The following is a 21,757-nucleotide window of genomic DNA, read 5'->3' as shown; positions in this document are numbered from 1 at the left end:
CCTGCTTCGGTCGACCCTCCCTCGAAATTTATAAACCCGAAACCGGGCGAGGTGGTGTATGGACCTCCTGCGGCGGTTGGTCGGTCCCGACGGGCTCCCGTCGGGCCGAGTGGCGCTCTTCGTGGACGGGCCGAACGTCCTCCGCGACGAGTTCGACGTGGACTTAGACGACATCCGGGCGGCGGCTCGCTCCCTCGGCGGACAGGTGAGCGCGGCGCGGCTCTACCTCGACGAACACGCCACGCCGGGGCTGATTCAGGCGGCCGAGGCGCGCGGCTTCGAGGTCGTCGTCACGAGCGGCGACGTGGACGTGAAGCTCGCGGTCGACCTCACCCGGTACGCCGTCGAGGACCGCGCCGACGTCATCGCGGTCGCCTCGCGGGACACCGACTTCAAGCCCGCCTTGGAGACGGCCAACGCCTACGGCCTGCGGACGGTCGCCATCGCGCCCGGGAGCTACGGCCGCTCGGACGCGCTCCAGAACGCGGCGACCCACGCGATGACGCTCGACGAACTCGCAGAGGACGGCGACTGAGTCGGGCGACGACCCGGTCGACCCCGATACGATCCGACTGCGCCTGACTCAATTCGACACGACCGACCGCGAACGGTTCGCTTTTTCCTCCCCCGACCGACCAGTCGTCCATGCAGGAGTTCGACACGCCGGTCGTGGACAACCACCTCCACCTCGACCCGGACCACGGTCGCGGGCTGGAGGCGGTGAAGGATTTCGCCCGGAGCGGCGGCACGCACCTCCTCGTCGTCAACAAGCCCTCGTGGCTCCTCGGCCACGAGGTCGAGACGGGCGAGGACTTCCGCCCGGTCTTCGAGACGACGGTCGAAGTCGTCCGCGAGGCCTCCGAGCTACTTCCCGGACGCGCGTGGCCCGTCCTCGGCGTCCACCCCGGTCTCGTCTCGAAGCTCGTCGACGACCGCGGCTACGACCCCGAGGCCGCCCGCGACCTGATGTGCGCCGGCCTCGACACCGCCGCCGAGTTCGTCCGCGAGGGCGACGCGCTCGCGCTCAAGTCCGGCCGCCCGCACTACGAGGTCACCGACGCCGTCTGGGAGGCCTCGAACGCCGTCCTCAGACACGGCCTCGACCTCGCCGCGGACTGCGACTGCGCGCTCCAACTCCACACGGAGTCGACGACCGACCTCTCGGACGTAGCCGAGTGGGCCGACGAGCGCGGCGTCCCCGGAGAGCGCGTGGTCAAACACTACGCGCAGGGCCACCTGACCGGCGGCACGCCGAGCGTCATGAGCGACAAGGACCGCCTCGAAGACGCCGCCGAGCGGGGCGACCCGTTCCTCATGGAGACCGACTTCATCGACGACCCCGACCGCCCCGGCGCGGTGATGGGGCCGAAGACCGTCCCCCGGCGCGTCGGTTGGCTTCTCGACGAGGGGCGCGAGGACGCCGTCAGGAACGCTCACGTCGAGACGCCCGCGCTGGTCTACGGCGTCGACACCGAAGCGACGCTCGACCGATAGGGACTGTCGGGCGGAGCGCGGAACGGTCGCCGAGACCGGCGCACGAGTCGAATTGCGCCGTCTTCTCCCACGTCGAGCCCTCGCACGGTCACAAGCAGGATAAGAAAGGCATTTGAGTCCGGCACGGGAGGTTGTAGGTATGACCGAGGCCGAGGAACGATACTACTCGCCGGAACGCTGGCAGAACTGGTTGACGCGCGTCGAAGAAGAGGACCTGGACCTCGAAAGCGAGGAGACCGGCCGTCTTCTGATGAACATCCAGAACGACGCGGCCATCGCCATCGCCAAGATTCTGACCGCCTACGACGACGACACGCTGGGCGAAGAAGAGGCGCTCGACGAGCTCTCGACCGTCCACGACATCGTCATGGCCGAACCCGAGTTCGAGTCGGAGAACGAGGAGGCCGAAATCCTCATCGGGAGCGTCCAGACGAGCCTCTCGTGTGCCTTCTTCGCCGCCGAGGAGTTCATCGTCGCCGGCCCCGCGGAACTCGAAGACGACATGGACGCCTACATCCGCGCCGCCGCGGACGCCGAGGCCGCCGACGACCTCGACAGCGCGCTCGGCTACATCGTCCAGGTCGGCACCCGCGTCATCGACGGCGACGACCTCGACATCGAGGTTCTCGACGAACTCGAATTCGGACTCGTCACCGAGTGGGTCAACGGCCTCGACAGCCTCCAGAGCGGCCTCTCGGAGCCCGAGGTCGTCGAAGAAGAAGACTGAACTCGGCCTCTCTCGCGCTGCTTTTCGTCTCGCTTTTCGTCCGCTGAGAGCGCCGGAATCTCCCGGACCCGCTCCGACCGTTTTCCGACGGCGAGCCCCGGCTACGGGACCGCGACGAAGTACGTCGCGAACTCGCCGTCGTCGAACTGGACGGTGAGGATGAAGAAGTCGCCACGTGTGTCGAGGTTCTTGTTCGCCGCGAAGTCGATGGTGATGTCCGTCGTTGCGTCCGACGGGAGTGTGACCCGGTCCGGGCCAAGCGTGTACTGATCAGCTCCCACGTTCTGAGCTGGCGAACCGTTGAACGACGCGGTCTCGGCGCCGTTACCGCCCTGGTCGGGGTAGTAAAACGAGACGCGGAAGCTCGTCACGACGCGCTCCGTTCCGGTGTTGTTGAGGGAGATGCGAGCGGCGTCGTTTCCGTTCGTGGCGGTCGTCCCCGTTAGGATGACGTCTTGGTCCTCCTGCGGCGGGTTAATTTCGCTCGTCGACCCGTCGTCTCCCGCGCCCGTGCCGCCGCCACCGCCGCTCCCGTTGACCAGCGGGACGGTGTAGGTCGTCTGCTCGATCGCCTCGACCGTCCCGTCGCCGTCGAGGTCGCCCGACGCCCGGACGGTTATCGGTCCATCCGCGTCGCCGGCGGGCGCGAACGCGAACCCAGCGCGGCCATCGTCGGTCGTTGTGATGGTCCGACTCGTCGGTGACGCGTCGCCTTCGGTAACGGTGAAGTCGATACGCTCGCCCTCGACAGGGTTGTTGTAGCCGTCGCGAGCCTCGACGACGACTCCGGTCGACTCGCCGGGCGCGGCGGAGGCTCCCGTCGTGACCGGGACGAGGTACTGTCCGTCGGGACTGGCGACCGTCGACGCGGCCGACGAGGACGACAGCTCGACCTTTGCGAGCCGGAGTTCGTAGGTGTACGAGCCGTTCAGGGTGACGCGGACGAGGCTGTTCGTCGGGTCCGCGCCGTCGCCGAGGTCGGAGACGGCTTTCACCCGGACGTTCTCCAGCAACCGGTCGGCGGTCGGAGACCGACTCCACGCCGTCGCGTTCGACCCCACCGGGACAGTTAGACTGATGTCCTCGTCGGACTCGTTCGTCACGGTCACCGTCCGCGCGGCCGACGAGATGGGCGCGACGGTCAGCGGGGTTCGGGCCGCCGTCTGGCCGATTCGTCCGTCGACGGAGACGACGGTGATTCGGTTCCCCGAGACGAGCGTCTGTCCGCCGAGCGGGACCACGTTCGCACCGGCCTCGCGCTGGACCGACGCGCCGGAGACGGTAATTGGCGTGCCATCGAACTCGTTGTAGCTCGGTGAGTAGCGTAGGACCTTGCTCTCGTAGGTGCGGGCCCCGCCGTCCCAGAGCGTCCGGACGGCCTCGGGCTCGCCGTCGACGGCGTCGACACCGGCGATAGTGACGTCCCGCGAGTCCGTGAGCGCGAGGCTCCCCGTCGGCGGGCCGGGGTTGATGAAGACGACGCGCGGGCGGTACTGGACGCCCGTTTGAACCGTGACCCCCGACTGCACTCCCCTCGTCGCGGTCGCGAGCACGTCGTTGTGGAGCGACACGAGGTCGTCCGAGGCGTCCAGATAGGCCCCGAACTCCGTCGCTTTCGTCTGCTGGGGAACGACCGTCGCCTGGTAGAGCGACAGGCCGATGACGAGGAAGCCGAACAGGAGAATAGCGCCGACCTGAACCGCCTGCCCCCGTTCGCTGTCGAGGAGTTCCATTGGGGTGGTCAACTGGTCGGACTGATAAAGGTCTGTTGCCGCGTACGTTTTTATGTCGCACCCGCCTGCGTTCAGTCGTGCAGGTCGCTTCGCGCGCACAGAGCGAGACGGTCGGGGTGGTCCTCCTGTTAGGACTCGTCGTGGTGGTCGTCACGGTCGGGGGCGTCGCCGCGCTCGCCGCTGTCGACGATTACCGAGACGACGCTCCGTTAGTGGAACTCGACGTGACCGTCGACGAGTCGAACCTGACGCTCGCGCACCGCGCCGGCGACACCCTCCGTGCCGGCGACGTGGCCGTCATCACCCGAAGCGAGGACACGACGACCCGGTACTCGCTCGGGACTGACGGTGACATCAACGGGCGAGCGGCGACGACGGAGTCGCTGTTCGGCCCCGGAGACAGCTGGCGGCCGGCCGCCCCTGTCGGGTTCGACGGGAGCGACCCGTACCTCGTGTTGGTCGTCCACGAACCGAGTAACACCGTCATCCACCGCGCGGAGCGGACGCTCGGCGCGGTCACGGAGACCCCGGGTCCCGCGCCGACGCCGCGACCGACGACGACGACGAGTCCGCCAGCGACCACCACGTCCACGGCGACGACAACTTCGACGACCGCAACGACGACCACGGCCACGACCACTTCGACACCCCCGGAATCGACCGCTATCAACGGGGTGCACGTGGAAGACCGGACGACCGACTCCGGCGGTGCCGGCTACCGCGTGGACTACGACGTGGCCGCGGGTCCGGACTTCGACCGCGTCCGCGTGACCTTCGAGAACCTCGATTCGTCGTGGGCGACCCAGACGGTCACCGAGACGAACGCCCGCGGCTTCGCGACCTACGATATCGGCGCGGGCGTCGGCGACCGCTACCGAATCACGGTGGCGGCGCTGGACGCGGGCGGCAACGTGCTCGACTCGCGGACCATCTCGGACGTTGCCGACGGCGACAACCCCGACGCGAACACGGGACTCCCCGAGTCGAACGACCCGAAGATTCGCGGTGCCGCGCTCATCGACCTGACGCAGGAGGGTGCGGCGTACGAACTGAACTACAACGTCACGAACGCCTCGAACCTCTCGGAGATTCGCGTCGAGTTCGACAACCTCGACGCGCCCTCGGCGACCGCGGAACTCAGCGGGACCGCATCCCGCGGGACCATCGCGGGCTACTCGGCGTACGACGGGACCGAAGGCGACGACTACGAGGCAGTCATCCGCGTCTTCGACGAGGACGGCGTACTCGTCGACCGCCGGGTCATCTCGGACGTGGCCGACGGCGTCGACCCCGCCGGCAACGACGACCTGACGCGGGCGTCCAGCCCGTCGTTCGCGGGGACCATCATCGACGACCTGAGCATGACGCAGGCCGACTACGAGGCCTCGTACAACGTCACCGACCGGGCGGAGTTCGGCGGCGTCAGGCTGTGGGTTTCGAACGTGGACGCGTCGTACGCCGAGGGAATCTACGAGAGCGCGGACCCGCGGCACACCATCGACGACTTCGCCGCCGAGGACAACGGCGGGACTTTTGGAATGACCTACCATATCCGGCTTCAGTTGCTCGACGCCGACGGCGTCGTCGTCGACGAGCGCATCGTGACCGACGACGCGGACTGGACCGACCCGTCCGGAAACGACGGCCTCTCCCGCGCGGGAAGCCCCGCGCTCGACTCGGTGTCTGTGTCGGATCAGTCGCAGACTAACCGGAATCGAGTTCGCTACCGGGTCGACTACGACGTTATCGGGACGAGCGAGTTCGCCGAAGTTGAGGTGTACTTCCGCAACCGCCAGCAACCGCAGGCCAGCGGAGTCGTCCGAAGTGCCGCGACGAGCGAGAACAACCTCGAATACACCGAAACCTACGGGACCGGGAACACCTACGACATCGAGGTCCGCGTCGTGGACGACGACGGTATCGTGGTCGACCGATACGTCCTCTCGGATATCGCGGGCGACAAGAACGCCTGACCGCTCGTCGCCTATTCTTCGACAACCGACGTAACTCACCATCGACAAAACCTTATCCCTCGGTTCTGTAGCATCGACCATGACTTCCGTCGGCATCGACGCCATGGAGATTTGGACGGGCAAACTCGTGTTAGACCTCCCCAACACCTTCGCGCCGGTGAAGGGCGAAGACCCGGAGAAGTACACGAAGGGCCTCGGTCTCCACACGTCGTCGTTCCCGGACGTGTACGAGGACATCGTCACGATGGGTGCGAACGCCGCCAAGCAACTGATGGACCGAAAGGGGCTCACGCCCGCGGATATCGGCCGCATCGACGTGGCGACCGAGTCGGCGTTCGACAACTCCAAGCCGGTGTCGACGTACATCGCCGGCTGTCTCGAACAGGTGTACGACGGCGACTTCCGCCACGCGAACAAGGGCGAGCGCAAGTTCGCCTGTATCGCCGGCACCCAGAGCCTCGACGACGCCTACAACTGGATTAAGGCGGGACGCAACCGCGGGCGCGCGGCGCTCGTCATCGCCACCGACACCGCCCTCTACGAGCGCGGCGACCCCGGCGAGGCGACGCAGGGCGCGGGCGCGGTGGCGATGCTCATCGACGAGGACCCGGACCTCGTCGAACTCTCGACCGAGCAGGGCTACGGCAGCATGGACGAGACCGACTTCCTCAAGCCGAATCAGCAGTTCCCCTCGGTGGACGGCAAGCGCTCCATGCAGGTGTACCTCGCCCGCATGCGCGAGGCGCTCGAAGACTACGAGAGCGTCGCGGGCCGCACGCACCCGGACCTCTTCGAGTACATCCCGTTCCACACGCCGTTCCCCGGCATGGTTCGGAAGGCGGCCCTCCTCGGGTTCCGTCACATGACCCGCGACACCGACATCGAAGACGACCTCGAAGCCGAAATCGGCCGCCAGCCCCGCGAGGAGGACTTCGAGACGTGGGACGACTACGAGGAGGCCATCCGCGGCTACATGGACGAACTGAAGACGACCGAACAGTACCGCGACTGGTACGGCCGCGTCATCGAGCCGACGCTCGACATCTCCAGCCGCGTCGGCAACTGGTACACCGGCTCGGTCCACATCGCCCGACTGTCGGCGCTCATCGCCGCCGCCGACGAGGGGAAAGACATGACCGGCAAGCAGCTTCTCGTCGGGTCGTACGGCTCCGGCGCGCAGGCCGAGATTCACGCCGAGACGGTCCAAGAGACGTGGCTCGACGAAATCGAGGCCGTGGACGTGGACGACCAGCTCGCGGCCCGAACCGAGATCTCCTTCGACGACTACGAGCTCATCCACGACGTGCACAACCACGAAAAGGAGATCGAGGTCGAGGAGTTCACCCAACCCGAAGCCGAGTTCGTCTTCACGGGCTGGGGTCGGATGAACGAGCGCCGCTACGAATACGTGGAGTAGCGGAGACGAAGCGCCGGCCGTTAGAACGACCGCGCCTGTTCGGGGAGTATCGACCACGAGTCAGCGGGGTCCGCGCCCCGGTCGTCGTAGAACTTTCTGCCGATGTAGTCGTCGCTCACGCTTCCGAGTATCGTGTTGTACAGGTCGGCGGCCGATTCGTAGGTCTCGGCTCCGAGGGGGTCGAGGATGGCCTCGACGGTCTCCGCGTCGTCGACGTTCGGCGCAGTCACTTCGATGTCGCCGACGCGTTCGAGTACGCGGTCGGTCGCAACGGGGTATTCGAACGCCGTTTCGAGGTGCGATTGGAGGTCGCGAATATCCATGGAGTGACATCGTCGCGGCCGCCCTTCGGCTTTTTTCGCCCTCGGACGGACACTCTGGAAATTCGAATCGAATCGGAGAGAACGGGAAAATCGAGTTGCGACGGCGGACTCAGGGAAGCTTCCGCAGGTCTTCGAGCATCTCGTCTAGGTCGCGGTCGGTCACGGCGAGCGCGAAGCCGTCGATAGTGGCGAGCGCGGGTGCGTGCTCCCAGAGTTCGTCCTCCGAGAGGCCGTGGAGGACGACGGCGTTCGGCGTCGGCGTGACGACGCGCATGGCGACGAGCGGCGACTCGCCGCGGGTGACGCCGGTGAAGACGAGCGCCCGACTCGTCGACTGGCCGTAGAGCCGGTAGAACTCCTCCGAGGAGAGCCGCGTGATGGCCTGGATGCTGTTGATGACGGTGTGGCCGCTGATGCGGTCTTGGTCGCCGTCGACGATGGGCGTCGCGCCGATGGCGTCGTAGAAGCTGTCCAGCGGAATCGACGTGGGGTACTCCCGGAGGTCCTGGACGATGTCGCTCTCGAAGCCGGCCGAGAGGACGCGGGCGTACTGCCGGATGCGACTGCCGCCGCGGGCCTCGTCGATGTCGAGAAGCGCCTCGACCATCCGGCGGATGACGCCGATGCCGGGGCTCTCGCGGCGACCGCTCTCGTAGTCGGAGACGACCGACGACGACACGTCCAACTGCTCGGCGAGCGCCGTCTGGGAGATGTCGAAGTCGGTCCGCCACTTCCGGAGCGTCGCGCCGGGGTCGTCCGAGAGGGTAATCTCGCCCGCGATGCGGCGGGCGAGGTCGTCGCGCGGTGCCGCGGTCATCGCGAACACCTCGGTCCGACCGAGGAGTGAGTCATGGGACAACGTGCGTGAGTGTCCCGCAAAAGGGTGTCGAAAGTGGTAGTCGTCGCCTGACGAACCCCGTGGGAACCCTGAAGGTCGTCGCCCGACCACTACGCGGTATGCCATCGACCCTCGTCCACGTCGCGGTCGGCGGACTCGTCGGTGCCGCCCTCCTCGGTCGCTGGTTCGACGCCCGCTCGGTCGGCGTCGCGCTCGCCGCCGCCGCGGTCCCCGACCTCGACTCGTTCACCAGCACGCTCCTGCCCGGCAGCCACCGCGCGCTGTTTCACACGCTCTTGTTTCCGCTCGCCCTCGCCGCCGTCGTGGCCTACGACACGCGGGTTCGTGACCCCGAGCGCTCCGCGATTCGCGGTCGGTGGGGCGCTCGCGGCGTCGTGGTCTCGTGGGTCGGCATCGCCGCGCTCCTCTGTGGGGGTATCTTCCCCGACCTGTTCACAAACGGCGTCAACGCCTTCTACCCGCTGCACGACGCGTTCTACTCGATTAGCGGGCGCGCCGAGTGGTCGAGCACGCGCGGGTTCGTCCAGACGTTCGTCGAGCTACGGCCGGCGTCGGCGTCGCCACCGCCGACGACGGAGACGCTCCACTACAGCACCGTCGTCGACCCCTCGCCGGGCGCGGAACCCGAGAACGTCGAGCGGGTCGCTCCGCTGGCCTCGTCGGGGACGGAGTTGATGCTCATCGTCCTCGGTGCGGGCGTGGTCGGCGGTCGGCTCCTCTCGGAGCGCCTGCGCGGGCGGACGGAGTGAGTCGTCGGAACGGGACGGGGGAGCGGCCGCGGCTCGCGACTCCGAGCGTTCATAACCGATGGCGACGCATCCGCGTCCATGAGCGAGACACCCGACGGCGTCGAGGTGCGACCCTACGAACCGGGCGACGCGGCCGCGTTCTGGGAACTGAAACGCGGGTTCGAACTCGGCATCGGCGAGGGAACCGGCGGCGACGACAAGCTCACCACCTACGAGGCGAAGCTCACCGACGACTACCGCGAGCGCTACCTCTCGTGGGTCGAGCGCTGCGCGAGCGACGACCCCGGGTGCGTCGTCGTCGCGGAGGCGGTGTCGGGTGGTGGGGACGGTGATGGCGGCGTCGAGAGCGACGGCGATGACGGCGACGACGACCGCGGCGACGACGCGACTCTCGTGGGCTACGCCTTCGCGCTCCCCGAGGAGATGACGTTCATCTGGGACGCCGCCGTCCTCAACGAGCTGTTCCTCGACGCCGACTACCGCGGCACGGGCGTCGCCGACGAACTCATGGAGGCCGTACTGGACCACGCGCGCTCGCAGGACCTCCCGTTGGACCGAATCGTCCTCGACGTGGACGAGGCGAACGACCGGGCGCGGGCGTTCTACGACCGCTACGGCTTCGACCACTGGGGCGAACTCGTCGCTCGCGACCTCTGAGTCGAAGAACGCGAGGAGCGGAGAACGGAGATTCGAGCGCTCGGACAGGCGCGACTACCGGAGCGCCGTGGCCGCGAGGCCGCCGACGGTGCCGAGAACCGCGGGGTACGCGACGCCCGCGAGGAGCGCGGACGTGACCGGGTCGGGGCTGACGGCCGCGTCGCCGACGGTGACGGTGAAAAGCGCGATGCCCGCGAGCGCGAAGACGAGGTAGCCGACGGTGGTTCCCGCGCCGGCCAGCGCGCCCGCCCGCGTCGAGGACGCGCCGCTGACGACGGCCGCGAGCGCGCCCGCCGCGAGGAGCGCGACCACGGGCGCGACGTAGAGCACCGGCGAGAACGCCTCGACGCTCTCGATGAGGTTCGCGGAGGAGGTCGTCCCGAACAGCCCGGGGAACGTCGTGGTCACGCCGTGGGCGCTCATGAACACCCAGCCGACGACCTTCCACGTCGAGATGTCGGAGCCGAGGGCTTCGAGCACCTGGCTGGCCGTCGAGTTCTCGATGGTCGAGGAGGTGAGGAGGTAGGTCACGAGGTAGCCGAAGAGGGCCGCCCCGAGACCGGCGACGCCGCCGCTGCCGACCGACCGAAGCGTCGATGGTGTGGAACCGCGGGTCGATTCAGGTGTCGTTGACATCGTGTCGGAAGCGATTGTCGTTCTCCCGTAAATGTCTCGTGGCCGCCGTGAGAGGGCCTCTCGCGGTACGCGATGCCGATACGTGATGGCGGCGACGCGTCCAGCGACCGCCCGACGGCCATCGAATACCGGAGGGTCACGTTCAAGTCTCGCCGTGCGATAGCGACGGGCATGTTACTTCGGGGCCCACGGGTGATTCGCGGCGACCGCGTCATCGACGAGGCGGACGTTCGAACCGACGCCGAGACGGGGCGAATCGAGGCCGTCGGCGACCTCGACCCCCGCGGGGACGAGCGAGTCGTCGACCTCGCCGGGAAGACGGTCACCCCCGGACTGGTGGACGCGCACGTCCACTTCTCCTTGTCGGGCGAGCGGAGCGTCGAGGACGTGGTCGGCATGTCCGACGCCGAACTCACGCTGGTCGAGGCGCGAAACGCTCGGAAGACGCTCGAAGCGGGCGTCACGGGCGCTCGCGTGATGGGCGCGCGAGACATCGACGTGGCGCTGAAACGCGCCATCGACGCCGGGGACGTGCCCGGTCCGCGGACGGTCGCCAACTGCCGGTCGATAACGATTACCGGCGGCCACGGCCACCACATGGGCCGCGAGATAGACGGGGCGACTGAGGCGCGAAAGGCCGTCAGAGAGCAGGTGAAACTGGGTGCCGACTTCATCAAGTTCATGACGACTGGCGGGGTGACGACGCCCGGCAGCGACCCCGGCGCGGTGGCGTTCACCGAGGAGGAGCTCCACGCGCTCGTGGACGAGGCCCACCGGCGGGGTGTCCACACCGCGACCCACGCCCACGGCGGGGAGGGCGTGAAAGCGGCCATCCGGGCCGGCGTCGACACGGTCGAACACGGGACGTTCCTCGACGACGAGGCCATCGACCTGTTCTTGGAGCGCGACGCGACGCTCGTGCCGACGCTCTCCGCGCCGTACCACATCGTCCGCAACACCGAGGCGGCGACGAAGGAGGACGTGGCGAAGACTGAGACCGTCTACGAGCGTCACATCGAGTCGTTCAAACTGGCCGCCGAGGCCGGCGTCCGCATCGCGGGCGGCACCGACGCGGGCACGCCGTTCAACTTCCACGGCGGCAACGCCTCCGAGGTCCAGTTCATGGCGCAACACGCGATGGAGCCGCTGGACGCCATCCGGGCGATGACCGAGACGGCCGCCGACGCGGTCGGGCTGGACGACTGCGGCGTCGTCGAACCCGGCGCGTACGCCGACCTGCTCGTCTTCGACGACGACCCGCTGTCGGACCTGACGGTGCTGAACGATCCGGCGGCGGTCCTGAAGGGCGGCCGCGTCGTCGCCGGCGCGGTCGCCGGCGGAGAATAAGTCGGGGTCAGCGAACGTCGTCGGGGTCGACGTCCCAGCGGAACTCGGCGTCGTAGTCGCCGCCCGTCGCGTCGAGCCAGTCCTCGCGGGAGACGCTGTAGCGGAGTTCGTCGGCCGGGTCGCCGTCGATGACGATGCTGTTTCGCTCGCGGCCGTCGAGGCCGCCGCCGAGCGCCGCCGTGTACTTCTCGATGGCGCGCTGGGACTTTTCGTTGTCCGCGACGTGCGACACCGAGACGACGTCGAGGTCGAAGGCGTCGAACGCGAGCGCCGCCAGCGCCGCGGCGCGCTCGCCCGAGTAACCGCGGCCCCAGTGACGCGGCCGGAGCCACAGGCCGAGTTCGCCCACGCGGCGGTCCCACTCGGTGTGGAGGCCGCCGAACCCCGCAATCTCGCCCGCACCTTCCTCGCCCTCGCGCGGGATAATCGCGTAGTCGGCGCTCTCCGCGTCGGTCCAACTCGACTCCCCGCGGTCGAGAAAGTCCTTCGTCACCTTCGGCGTCTCGTGGCGCGACCACGGCATGTACCGGGTCACGTCGTCCATCTCGGGGGCCGAACACAGGTCGTAGGCCTCGTGGACGCCGACGTGCTTCGGGCGGCGGGCGACCAGTCGGAGCCGCGGCGTCTCGACGACTTCGGGAAAGAGCTCGCTCACTCGCGACCCTCCCAGCGGAACTCGGCGTCGTAGTCGCCGCCCGTCGCGTCTTCCCACTGTTCGCGGGTCACGGACCAGCCGCGAACGTCGCGCGGCGTCCCGTCGGCGTCGACGGTTTCGTTGGGGAACAGCCCGTCTTCCTGCCCGCCGAAACGGTCGGTGTACCTCTCGATGGCTCGACACGACGCCTCGTTTTCGGGCATGGCGTACGCGAGCGCGACCTCGAGGTCGAGCACGTCGAAGACGGCGGCGAAGAACGCGGCCGCGCGCTCGCCCGAGTAGCCGCGGCCCCAGAACTCCTTTCGGAGCCACATGCCGAAGACGGCCCGGCGCTTGTCCCACTCGGGGTTGAAGCCGGCGGTGCCCGCGAACTCGCCCGCGCCGTCCTCGCCGTCGCGCGGGAAGACGGCGTAGATAGCGTTTTCGGCGGACTCGTGGCCCTCTCCGGCCTGTTCGAGGAAGTCCAGCGTCTCCTTGGGCGTCTCGTGGGGGCCCCACGTGACGAACTCGGTCTCCTCTTCGATGGTGTCCGACCGCGAGGCGGCGAAGTGTTCGTACGCGTCCAACGGGTCGACGACCTCCCGCGACAGGGCGCGGAGCCTGAGCCGCGGGGTCACGATTTCGTCGGGAAACATGGAACGGAGTCCACTCGGAGGGCGCTAATAAGTTTTCTGAACATTGACACGTGTCGGCACGGGACAGTGTCCGGCGAGCGGCCGCGGCCGACAGAGCAGTCGGATTCGAACACGTTCCGGTCGCACACACGTTCTCCCGCGCGAGAACGCGGAGATGCGTATTTGTGGCCGGAGCGCGTCTGACAGAAGGGAGTCGCTATGGACTGGGAGCGAACGGTCGGCGGCTACGCGCTCGTCATGGGAGCCGTGACGCTCGCTATCTGGGTGTTGACCGTCGAGCGCGGACCCGTCATGGAGCCGCGGACCGACCCGTTCGCGCTGTTCGCGTCGCTCGTGTTGGGCGGCCTGACCGGCGTGTCGCTTCTGGCGACGGGCGTCGGACTCGTTCGGAGCCAGCTGTGGGCGCGGCCGCTCAGCCTCGTCGCCTTCGGTCTGCTGTTCGCCGGCGTCATCGACAGCGCCGGCTACTACGCCGGTGTCGGACGAGTCGGCGTCGTCGTGGCGCTGTTCGTCGTCTGTCTCACCACGCTCGCGGCGCTCGGGTGGTCGCTCGTCGACGCCCGGAACCGGGCGCGGCGGGCGGCGTGGTGAGTCCGCGTCCGCCCAGTGCGCGGCGCTCCGCAACCACTAAACGCGCCTCGGTCCTCCTTCCGGTAATGGTAGACTGGACGGAGAAGTACCGCCCATCGACGCTCTCCGAGGTCCGCGGCAACAACAAGGCCCGCGACGCCCTCGCGGAGTGGGCCAAGACGTGGGACGACCACCGGGAGGCCGTCGTCGTCCACGGGAGCCCGGGCATCGGAAAGACCTCCGCGGCCCACGCGCTCGCCGCCGACATGGGCTGGGAGACGGTCGAGCTGAACGCGTCGGACCAGCGGACCGGCGACGTCATCGAACGCTTCGCCGGCCGCGCCGCCAAGAACGCGACGCTCGCCGGTTCCTCCGCGGGCACGTCCACCCGGCAGTTGGTCATCCTCGACGAGGCCGACAACATCCACGGCAACTACGACCGCGGCGGGGCCAGCGCCGTCACCCGGCTCGTCAAGTCGTCGAGCCAGCCCATCGTCCTCATCGCAAACGAGTTCTACGACATGAGCCGCGGGCTTCGGAACGCCTGTCAGGAAATCGAGTTCCGCGACGTGTCCGCCCGCTCTATCGTCCCCGTCCTCCGCGACATCTGCCGCAAGGAGGGGCTGGCGTTCGAGTCCGACGCCCTCGACCGCATCGCCGAGATGAACAGCGGCGACCTGCGGTCGGCCGTCAACGACCTGCAGGCCATCGCCGAGGGCCGCGAGGAAATCACCGAGGAGGACGTGGTCATGGGCGACCGCGACCGCTCCGTCGGCCTGTTCGAGTTCCTCGACGCCGTCCTCAAAGAAAAGTCCGCACAGGAGGCGCTCTACACCGCCTACGACGTGGACGAGACGCCCGACGACCTCACGAAGTGGGTCGAGGACAAGGTCTCGCTCGTCTACGAACCCGACGAACTCGCCCGCGCCTACGACTTCCTCGCCAACGCCGACCGCTGGCTCGGCCGCGTGCGCGCCACGCAGAACTACTCCTACTGGCGCTACGCGACCGACAACCTCGCCGCCGGCGTCGCGGCCTCCCGCGACCGGACCCGCGGCGGGTGGACGCGTTACGGCGGCGCGCCCTACCGCTCGACCCGCGACAAGACCCGCGACACGGTCGTCCGAAAAATCGCGGAACAGGGCGGCTTCAGCATGGCGACCGCCCGCCGCGAGGTCCTCCCGTACCTCTCGGCTATCACCCACCACTGCAAGCCCCGCGAGCTGACCGTCGCCATGGCCGCCTACTACGAGTTCGACGAGTCCCACGTCTCTTTCGTCACCGGGAGCGGCGAGACGACGAACAAGGTCCAGTCCATCGTCGAGGACGCCGGCGAACTCCGCGAGGAACTGGTCGAGGCACACGCCGGCGGCGCGTTCGCCGGGATGGAGGATGTGGCCATCGAGGGCGACGCCGCGGCCGCCGACGGCGATGGTGGCGGCTCCGACGACGTGCTCGACCGGGACGCCGACGCCGACGAGTCGACCGAGAGCGACGAGTCCGACGCCTCGACCGACGACGGGCAGTCCGGCCTCGACGACTTCTTCTGAGGGACTGTTCGCTGCGTCCCCGCGCGATTCCGCCGCGTTTCCACCGCTTCCCGCCGCCCGAGATTGACGCCACGCGGAGCTTTTTGGGGCCGCCCGACGAACCGCGCGTATGAGAGCCGCAGTCCTCCGCGAACACGGTGAACCGCTCGACGTGACCGAAGTCCCCGACCCGACGTGCGACCCCGACGGCGTCGTCGTCGAGGTCGAGGCCTGCGGCATCTGCCGGAGCGACTGGCACTCGTGGATGGGCCACGGCGAGTGGGCAAACGACGCGGTTCCGTCCGGACAGATTCTCGGTCACGAGCCCGCGGGCCGCGTCGTCGAAGTCGGCGAGCGCGTCGAGACAATTGCGGAGGGCGACCGCGTCGCCTTGCCGTTCAACCTCGCGTGCGGTTCGTGCGGCTACTGTCGGACCGGCCACGGCAACGTCTGCACGGGCGACCACCCCAACGCCCTCGGCTTCGAACTCTCCGCGCAGGGCGCGTTCGCCGACTTGGTGCATCTCCCCTCCGCCGATTACAACGCGATTCGGCTCCCCGAGGGCGTCTCGCCGACCGACGTGGCCGCGCTCGGCTGCCGGTTCATGACCGCCTACAACGCCCTCGACGCCCGCGCCGGTCTCCGCGCGGGGCAGTGGGTCGCCGTCCACGGTTGTGGCGGCGTCGGCCTCTCTGCGATTCAGGTGGCGAACGTCCTCGGCGCGCGCGTCGTCGCCGTCGACGTGCGCGACTCCGCGCTGGATGCGGCCGCCGACCTCGGTGCGGACGCCGTCGTCAACGGCTCCACGGAGGACCCGGTCGAGGCCATCCGGGGGCTGACCGACGGCGGGGCGCACGTCTCGCTCGACGCGCTCGGCGTCGCGGAGACCTGTCGGAACTCGGTCCGGTCGGTCCGGCCGCGGGGCTCGCACGTGCAGGTCGGCCTGACGACCGAGGCCGAAAAGGGGAACGTGTCGCTGCCGACCGACTGGATGACGAGACACGAGGTGTCGTTCCTCGGCGCGCGCGGGATGCCGCCGACGAGTGCGGACGACCTGCTCTCGCTGCTCGCGTCGGACGCGGTCGACCCCGGGTCGCTCGTGACGAAGACCGTCTCGCTCGACGAGGTTCCCGAGCGGCTGGCCGCGATGACCGACTACGACACCGTCGGCGTCGAAGTGATGGTTCCGTAAAACAGGGCTGTCGTCGGTTCGGACGCTCGGTGCCGGCTCAGGGCGTCGGCGTCGGCGCTCGACGTTCTTCGGTCGCCTCGTCGTCCAGTCCGCGCCAGACGACCTCGCCGCAGTCCGGGCAGTCGAGTCGGACCGTCCGGCCGTCGTGCGTCTGTTCGGGCCACTCGTCGATACCGGCGGCGCGACCGCAGGTCTGACAGAAGAGAACGGCCTTGGTGTGTTCGCAATCGGGCGGTTCGTGACTGAATTCGCGGGGAGCGTAGTTCATGCCGCAGCAAGCGGCGTTTCGGGGGATAAGCTTGTTGGAAGAATCCGGGTGTGTGCCCGGCTACCCCGGCTCAGAGCAGTTTCGAGAGGAACTGCTTGCCGCGGTCGGTCTTCGGGTTCTCGAAGAACACCTCGGGCGGCGAGTCCTCGACGACTTTGCCGTCGGCCATGAGGACGATGCGGTCGCCGACCTCGCGGGCGAAGCCCATCTCGTGGGTGACGACGAGCATCGTCATGCCCTCCTCGGCGAGGTCGTGCATCACGTCGAGCACCTCCCCGACGAGTTCGGGGTCGAGCGCGCTCGTGACCTCGTCGAACAGCATCACGTGCGGGTCCATCGCGAGCGCGCGGGCGATGGCGACGCGCTGTTGCTGGCCGCCCGAGAGCTGGTTCGGGTAGGAGTTCGACTGCGCGCGGAGGCCGACGCGGTCGAGCAGTTCGTCGGCGCGACGCTCGGCGTCGCCTTTCTTGAGACCCTTGACCTTCGTCGGGGCGAGCGTCACGTTCTCCCGCGCCGTCTTGTGCGGAAAGAGGTTGAAGCTCTGGAACACCATGCCGATGCGCTGGCGCAGGCGGTTGATGTCCGCGTCCTCCGCGGAGATGGACTGGCCTTCAAGTCGAATCTCGCCGTCCTGAATCTCTTCGAGGCGGTTCGCACAGCGGAGGAGCGTCGATTTCCCGGACCCCGAGGGGCCGATGATGACGCACACTTCGCCCTCTTCGACGTCGAGGTCGACGTCTTTCAGGACGTGCGTCTCGCCGAAGTACTTGTCAACCTCGTCGAATTCGAGGAGACTCATCGGCGGTCACCCCCCCAGTCCGAGCGGGCTTCGAGGTAGCTGACGATTTTGCCGAGCGGAACCGTAATCATGAGATAGGCGATGGCGACGAGGATAATCGGCGTCCACGGGTCGAACGTGGTCGAGTTGACGTTGCGAAACGCGCTGATGAGTTCCGGAACGGCGATGACCGTCAGGAGCGAGGTGTCCTTCACGAGGATGACCTGGTCGTTGCCGATGGCGGCGAGCGCGTTGCGCCACGCCTGCGGCAGGACGACCTCGCGCATGCCCTGCACGTAGGACATCCCGAGCGAGCGGGCGGCCTCCATCTGTCCCTCCGGGACGGCGTCGATGCCGCCGCGGACGGCCTCGCCGACGTAGGCGGCGTGGTTGAGCGTCAGCCCAATGATGGCTGTAGGGTACTGCCAGTTGGAGATAGGGAACTGCCCCGGCGGCCAGAACGCCGGAATCCCGACGTAGATGACGAGCAACTGGAACAGAAGCGGCGTCCCGCGGAAGAACTCGACGTAGGCGGTCGCGACGGCGTTCGTGAACCCCGTGTTCGACACCCGACCGAGTCCGACGAAGATGCCCGCGGTAACGGACAACAGACTCCCGACGAGGATGATGGCGAGCACTCGCAGGAACGCGTTGACGAACTGCGGGTGGATGATCTCCACGAAGAGTTCGAAATCGACCTGGGTGAAGATAATCGCCGCGATGAATCCGCCGACTCCGAGCGTGAATAGCCCCGCGATGGCCGCGCCCAGTCGTCTGAGCGTTTTGTCGTTCAAAAACTGCTCTTGGTACTCACCGTCGCCGGTTCGCCCCTCGGAGTAAGATTCAGCCATTGGTAGTGTTTCTCACGGTAGTGGGATAAAAAACGCGTCCTGGTTCGGGTTACCCGGAGAAGTACTCCGAGTAAATCTCGTCGTACGTCCCGTTGTCGCGGATGGTCTGGAGCGCGCCGTTGACCTCCTCGCGGAGGTCGTCGTCGTCCTGCCGGAAGCCGATGCCGTACTCCTCGACGGTGAGGGTGAGGTACGGCGGGGCGTTCTCCTTGCCCTGTTCTTCGGCGGCACCGGCTCCCTCGAGGAACCGGACGTTGTCGCTCTGCTCGACGAACGCGGCGTTGACGGTGTTGTCGTTGACGACCGCGCTGACCTGGTTGTTCCGGAGCGCGTCGAACGCGCCGGTCACCTGGTCGTAGCTCTGAATCGTCAGGTCGCCGCCGAACTCCTCTTTGAGGCTGGTCGCGGCGCTCTCGCCGGTCGTCCCCTTCTGGACGCCGACGGTGACGCCCCGGAGGTCCTCCTTCGAGGAGATGTCGCTCTGGTTGAGGACGATGACCGTCTGGTACGCCGTGAAGTACGGGTCCGAGAAGTCGATCTGCTCGGCGCGGTCCTCGGTGATGGTCATCGCGGACATGATGACGCGGAAGTTCCCGTTGTTGAGCGAGGGAATGATGCTGTCGAAGCTCGTCTTCTGGAACTCGTGTTCGTAGCCGAGTTCGTCGGTGAAGACGGCCTGCGCGATGTCGACGTCGAAGCCGACGAGTTCGCCCTCGGTCGTCTCGTACTCGAACGGCCGGTACGGGATGTCCGAGCCGATGGTAATCGTCTCGCTACCGCTGCCGCCGCCGCCGAGACAGCCGGCCAGCGTGAACGCGGCCGCGGCCCCGGCGGAGCCCTTCAGAAAGGTGCGACGTTCCATAACAGCCCTCAGGTAGCACAGCCCCGTATAACACTTCTTCGGTCCGTTCGTCAATTCGTTCCGATATTGACGAAAAATATCCGGGAATTGTGTAGATGGGTGGGATATATCTCCAACCGCGAAACGTCGTCACCCCTTCGTTGGTCTCGGATTGTCGTACAACTTCTGGCAATACTGTTGTAAATATTGCCTCGATTAGTACGAGTATTGAAGGCATCTCCGACACCCGGGCGAGCGCACGACAAATCTGGTTGCGGTCCGCTCGTCAGTCCGCGTCGTTCGTCGCGCCGGCCTGCGGTACCGGAAGCCCGCCGCGGACGAGCACCGCCGCGCCGACGACGAGGACGAGCGCGAGGACCGTCCCGCCGAGGTGGGCGAGTTCGAGCGCCGGGCCGTACACCTGCCGGCCGGCGATGAGGAGCGCGACGACCACGACGCTCGCGGGCGCGGTGACGAATCTGAGCCGGCCGTAGGCGTCCGCCCGCGGGCCGTGGGCGGCGTTCGCCCAGAGAGTGACCGCGAGGAGCGCGGCGTAGGTGGCGAGGCCGACGACGTAGTAGACCGCTTGCGTCGTCGGGCCGAAGGAGACGAACGCGTGGGGCGCGAGGACGAGCATGACGGGCGCGCCGACGAGCGCCAGTCTCACCGCGTCGGCGATGCGGGGGATGCCGCGGTCGACGAGCCCCCACGCCGCGGCGGCGACGACGGCGGTGAAGATGGAGGTCGCGACCACGTAGTGGGCGGTGAGGATGACCCACTCGTACTCGGTGACGGTGAGCGCCCCGAGGACGATTTGGAACGGGAGGATGACCGTGGCGACGACGAGCGCGTAGCGGACGCCTTTCGCGACGCCCTCGCGCCACGCCTGCACGGTCGTCCCGAGGATGAGGAAGCCGGTGAGCATGGCGACGAGGCGATGGAACCACTCGATGAAGCTGCCCCAGTTGGCCGGGAACAGGCCGAGGAAGCCGTCGCAGAACGGCCAGCGCCCGGCGCAGGTGAGGCCGGCCCCCGAGGCGGCGGTGTACACGCCGAGGACCATCAGGACGCCGGTCATCGCGGCGGCCCCCGCGAGGAGGCGGCGAAGCCGAGGTGTCATACGCGTGGGTCGGGACCGCGCGAACTTATATCTCGTCGGTATGGTCCTCGAAGGCGTCGCTCCGGAGCGCCGCCCCGTGGCTGGCACCGGTCGGAACCGGTCGGCTCCGGACGCCCCGACGGGCTTCGTCCCACTTGTCCGAGCCGTCCCATTCAAGTCGGTTCGGTTGGACGCGCGAACATGGACGAGCGACTCGAATCCCGAGCGGACCGACTCGATGGCTACCTCGACGACAACGGCCTCGAAGCGGTCTGGTTCGCCCGACCGAACTCCTTCGCGTGGCTCCTCGGCGGCGACAACGTCGTCGACCGCGACTCGCCTTTGGGCGTCGCCGCCGCCGGCTACGACGGCGACGAGTTCCACGTCGTGACGGACAACATCGAAGCGACCCGGCTGCTCCACGAGGAAGTGCCCCACGAGGACGTTCGCGTCCACCGCTTCCAGTGGTACGAGGGCTCGCTGGCGTCCGGCGTCGAGGCGGTCTCGCCGACCCCCGCCGCCGCCGACTTCGACGTGCCCGGCTTCGAGGACGTGGACGCCGCGGCCGTCCGCCAGCCGCTTTCCGACGCCGACATCGAGGCCTACCGCGAACTCGGCCGCGACGCGGCGAGCGCCGTCGAGCGGGTCTGTCGCGAACTCGAACCGGGCGACACGGAACACGAGGTCGCCTCCGGTCTGAAAGTCACGCTCAGCGCGATGGGTATCGAAGCGCCGGTCGTGCTCGTCGGCAGCGGGCGGCGGGTCCAGAAGTACCGCCACTACACGCCCAAACAGGAGGAACTCGGCGACTACGCGCTCGTCTCCGTGACGGCCCAGCGCGGCGGCCTCTACGCGAGTTGCACGCGCACCGTCGCGTTCGACGCGCCCGAGTGGCTCGAAACCCGGCACGAGGGGGCGATGCGGGTCGAGACGGAGGCGCTGGCCGCGACCCGAAAGGCCGCCGTGGAAGGCGGCACCGCCGGCGACGTGTTCGACGCCATTCGCGACGCCTACGACTCGGTCGGCGAGTCCGAGGAGTGGCTGAACCACCACCAGGGCGGCGCGGCCGGGTTCGCCGGCCGCGAGTGGTTCGCCACGCCCGACGCCGACGACGAGGTCCGCGCGCCGATGGGTTACGCCTACAACCCGACCATTCAGGGGGCGAAAAGCGAGGACACGGCGCTCGTCACCGACGAGGGCGTCGAAGTGCTGACCGCGACCGGTCGCTGGCCGACCCGGACCGTGACCGACGCCGAGGGGACCGTCGAACTCGAACGCCCGGAAATTCTTCACATCGAAACGGAGTAATTTTTCGAGCGGAGCGGCGTCGATTCGCCGTCCCGACCTCGCCGCCGTCCGGTGAGGATTCGACTATTGTCGAAGTCAAAATTCGACGTTGTTGAATAGCTTTTTGCCCCCTGCGT

General features: G+C 68.0%; 23 protein-coding genes. 12 read left to right on the top strand and 11 right to left on the bottom strand.

The genetic code is table 11. From position 1 onward, the window contains the following. The first annotated feature begins 58 nt into the window (after positions 1-58). The 3 genes from C454_RS10225 (at position 59) to C454_RS10215 (ending at position 2,221) form a co-directional block, all read left to right on the top strand. Positions 59-535: an NYN domain-containing protein gene (locus tag C454_RS10225; RefSeq protein ID WP_004975259.1), complete on the top strand. Its 477-nt coding sequence runs from the start codon at positions 59-61 to the stop codon at positions 533-535. Positions 536-645: 110 nt separating this feature from the next. After that, positions 646-1,494, top strand: a complete 849-nt coding sequence (locus C454_RS10220) for a TatD family hydrolase (RefSeq protein WP_004975256.1) — start codon at positions 646-648, stop codon at positions 1,492-1,494. Positions 1,495-1,633: 139 nt separating this feature from the next. After that, entirely contained in the window at positions 1,634-2,221 is a 588-nt protein-coding gene (locus C454_RS10215) for a DUF2150 family protein (protein WP_004975254.1), read from the top strand. Between the two features lie 101 nt (positions 2,222-2,322). Here the strand turns inward: C454_RS10215 and C454_RS10210 are convergent, their stop codons facing one another. Beyond that, a complete protein-coding gene (locus C454_RS10210; protein ID WP_004975251.1) occupies positions 2,323-3,954 on the bottom strand; it encodes a hypothetical protein in 1,632 nt (543 codons plus the stop codon). Positions 3,955-4,031: 77 nt separating this feature from the next. Between C454_RS10210 and C454_RS10205 the strand changes: the two genes are divergently transcribed. Further along, positions 4,032-5,927: a type IV pilin gene (locus C454_RS10205; RefSeq protein WP_004975240.1), complete on the top strand. Its 1,896-nt coding sequence runs from the start codon at positions 4,032-4,034 to the stop codon at positions 5,925-5,927. 79 nt (positions 5,928-6,006) lie between these two features. Next, the gene (gene hmgB / locus C454_RS10200; protein ID WP_004975237.1) at positions 6,007-7,344 is read left to right on the top strand and encodes a hydroxymethylglutaryl-CoA synthase; all 1,338 of its coding nucleotides are present in this window, start codon (positions 6,007-6,009) and stop codon (positions 7,342-7,344) included. A gap of 20 nt (positions 7,345-7,364) precedes the next feature. On the opposite strand, the gene C454_RS10195 is transcribed toward hmgB, so the two are convergent. Beyond that, positions 7,365-7,667 carry a DUF5789 family protein gene (locus tag C454_RS10195; protein ID WP_004975234.1) on the bottom strand — a complete coding sequence of 101 codons (303 nt, stop codon included), beginning with the start codon at positions 7,665-7,667 and terminating at the stop codon, positions 7,365-7,367. 109 nt (positions 7,668-7,776) lie between these two features. Then, positions 7,777-8,484: a helix-turn-helix domain-containing protein gene (locus C454_RS10190; RefSeq protein WP_004975230.1), complete on the bottom strand. Its 708-nt coding sequence runs from the start codon at positions 8,482-8,484 to the stop codon at positions 7,777-7,779. Between the two features lie 140 nt (positions 8,485-8,624). Here C454_RS10190 and C454_RS10185 point away from each other — a divergent pair, with 140 nt between their 5' ends. Both C454_RS10185 and C454_RS10180 read left to right on the top strand, forming a co-directional pair. Beyond that, positions 8,625-9,275, top strand: coding sequence for a metal-dependent hydrolase (locus tag C454_RS10185; RefSeq protein WP_004975228.1), 651 nt, complete (start codon positions 8,625-8,627; stop codon positions 9,273-9,275). A 78-nt stretch (positions 9,276-9,353) separates the two neighbouring features. Further along, complete coding sequence (locus C454_RS10180; protein WP_004975227.1) at positions 9,354-9,932, top strand: GNAT family N-acetyltransferase; 579 nt, start codon at positions 9,354-9,356, stop codon at positions 9,930-9,932. Between the two features lie 54 nt (positions 9,933-9,986). Here the strand turns inward: C454_RS10180 and C454_RS10175 are convergent, their stop codons facing one another. Continuing rightward, a complete protein-coding gene (locus C454_RS10175) occupies positions 9,987-10,568 on the bottom strand; it encodes a hypothetical protein (RefSeq protein WP_004975225.1) in 582 nt (193 codons plus the stop codon). 171 nt (positions 10,569-10,739) lie between these two features. Between C454_RS10175 and C454_RS10170 the strand changes: the two genes are divergently transcribed. Continuing rightward, positions 10,740-11,915 carry a metal-dependent hydrolase family protein gene (locus tag C454_RS10170; protein WP_049905081.1) on the top strand — a complete coding sequence of 392 codons (1,176 nt, stop codon included), beginning with the start codon at positions 10,740-10,742 and terminating at the stop codon, positions 11,913-11,915. Positions 11,916-11,922: 7 nt separating this feature from the next. On the opposite strand, the gene C454_RS10165 is transcribed toward C454_RS10170, so the two are convergent. Together C454_RS10165 and C454_RS10160 are read right to left on the bottom strand one after the other, a co-directional pair. Beyond that, entirely contained in the window at positions 11,923-12,570 is a 648-nt protein-coding gene (locus tag C454_RS10165) for a GNAT family N-acetyltransferase (RefSeq protein ID WP_004975221.1), read from the bottom strand. After that, positions 12,567-13,205 carry a GNAT family N-acetyltransferase gene (locus tag C454_RS10160; RefSeq protein WP_004975219.1) on the bottom strand — a complete coding sequence of 213 codons (639 nt, stop codon included), beginning with the start codon at positions 13,203-13,205 and terminating at the stop codon, positions 12,567-12,569. The genes C454_RS10165 and C454_RS10160 overlap by 4 nt, the downstream gene beginning before the upstream one ends. A 198-nt stretch (positions 13,206-13,403) precedes the next feature. Here C454_RS10160 and C454_RS10155 point away from each other — a divergent pair, with 198 nt between their 5' ends. From C454_RS10155 to C454_RS10145, 3 genes are all read left to right on the top strand, one after another. Then, complete coding sequence (locus C454_RS10155; protein ID WP_004975218.1) at positions 13,404-13,796, top strand: hypothetical protein; 393 nt, start codon at positions 13,404-13,406, stop codon at positions 13,794-13,796. Positions 13,797-13,861: 65 nt separating this feature from the next. Further along, the gene (locus tag C454_RS10150; RefSeq protein WP_004975215.1) at positions 13,862-15,325 is read left to right on the top strand and encodes a replication factor C large subunit; all 1,464 of its coding nucleotides are present in this window, start codon (positions 13,862-13,864) and stop codon (positions 15,323-15,325) included. A 109-nt stretch (positions 15,326-15,434) separates the two neighbouring features. Further along, complete coding sequence (locus C454_RS10145; protein ID WP_004975212.1) at positions 15,435-16,496, top strand: zinc-binding dehydrogenase; 1,062 nt, start codon at positions 15,435-15,437, stop codon at positions 16,494-16,496. 37 nt (positions 16,497-16,533) lie between these two features. Here C454_RS10145 and C454_RS10140 read toward each other — a convergent pair whose 3' ends face one another. The 5 genes from C454_RS10140 to C454_RS10120 form a co-directional block, all read right to left on the bottom strand. After that, a complete protein-coding gene (locus tag C454_RS10140) occupies positions 16,534-16,764 on the bottom strand; it encodes a hypothetical protein (protein ID WP_004975210.1) in 231 nt (76 codons plus the stop codon). A 70-nt stretch (positions 16,765-16,834) separates the two neighbouring features. Next, entirely contained in the window at positions 16,835-17,563 is a 729-nt protein-coding gene (locus C454_RS10135; RefSeq protein WP_004975208.1) for an amino acid ABC transporter ATP-binding protein, read from the bottom strand. Continuing rightward, on the bottom strand, positions 17,560-18,393 hold the full coding sequence (locus C454_RS10130; RefSeq protein WP_004975207.1) for an amino acid ABC transporter permease: 834 nt from the start codon (positions 18,391-18,393) through the stop codon (positions 17,560-17,562). The genes C454_RS10135 and C454_RS10130 overlap by 4 nt, the downstream gene beginning before the upstream one ends. Before the next feature lie 49 nt (positions 18,394-18,442). Then, a complete protein-coding gene (locus C454_RS10125) occupies positions 18,443-19,255 on the bottom strand; it encodes a basic amino acid ABC transporter substrate-binding protein (protein ID WP_004975205.1) in 813 nt (270 codons plus the stop codon). Positions 19,256-19,520: 265 nt separating this feature from the next. After that, the gene (locus C454_RS10120) at positions 19,521-20,312 is read right to left on the bottom strand and encodes a COX15/CtaA family protein (protein ID WP_193363460.1); all 792 of its coding nucleotides are present in this window, start codon (positions 20,310-20,312) and stop codon (positions 19,521-19,523) included. Positions 20,313-20,534: 222 nt separating this feature from the next. Between C454_RS10120 and C454_RS10115 the strand changes: the two genes are divergently transcribed. Next, positions 20,535-21,641 carry a M24 family metallopeptidase gene (locus C454_RS10115; RefSeq protein WP_004975200.1) on the top strand — a complete coding sequence of 369 codons (1,107 nt, stop codon included), beginning with the start codon at positions 20,535-20,537 and terminating at the stop codon, positions 21,639-21,641. Positions 21,642-21,757 lie beyond the last annotated feature (116 nt).

This window comes from Haloferax gibbonsii ATCC 33959 (genome assembly GCF_000336775.1).
Classification (GTDB): Archaea; Halobacteriota; Halobacteria; order Halobacteriales; family Haloferacaceae; genus Haloferax; species Haloferax gibbonsii.
Note: the sequence above shows the minus strand (reverse complement) of the source record. Positions and strands in the feature narration are given on the sequence as shown.